Raw genomic sequence first — 454 nt, forward strand, 5'->3', positions numbered from 1 at the left:
TAGGGTGTTCTCGATGCCCCAGTGATCGCGCACGGCGCGGGCGAAGGTCTCGGCGTTGGCATCAAGGCTGCTGATGAAGAAGCGGATCTCACGGCTGACCTGGTCATTGACGGTGCGCTCCGACTCGACCATCCCAAGAGTGCGCAGCCCCGGCCAGTCCTGAGCACCGGGCAGGTCTGCGGGCACCGTGAGGGTACGGTAGCGGCGCGTCTCGCTGCGCCCATGCCCGCGTTCGCGAGTCTCGAACAGCTGCGAATCGGTGTCGGCATAGTCACGCGCATCGGCATCGATGAAGGCCTCCTCGACCGCCTCGGCCAGGCGCGGCTGGTTACCCTTGAGCGCGAGCACATAATCGGCTCCCTGCGCTTGGATCCGCTCGGCAATCGCGTGTTGGCACCCCATCGCATCGATGGTGACGATGCAGCCTTCCAGCTGCAGCAACTCCAGCAGTGCG

Annotated in this window: 1 protein-coding gene; it reads right to left on the reverse strand. The window is 65.4% G+C overall.

Annotation, left to right across the window (positions count from 1 at the left end; translation table 11 throughout):
* Window positions 1-454, reverse strand: a 454-nt coding sequence (locus tag HF203_RS16065) for an ISAs1 family transposase (protein WP_168671090.1), incomplete at both ends; no start/stop codon positions are given.

Source organism: Marichromatium bheemlicum (assembly GCF_012276755.1).
GTDB lineage: Bacteria > Pseudomonadota > Gammaproteobacteria > Chromatiales > Chromatiaceae > Marichromatium > Marichromatium bheemlicum.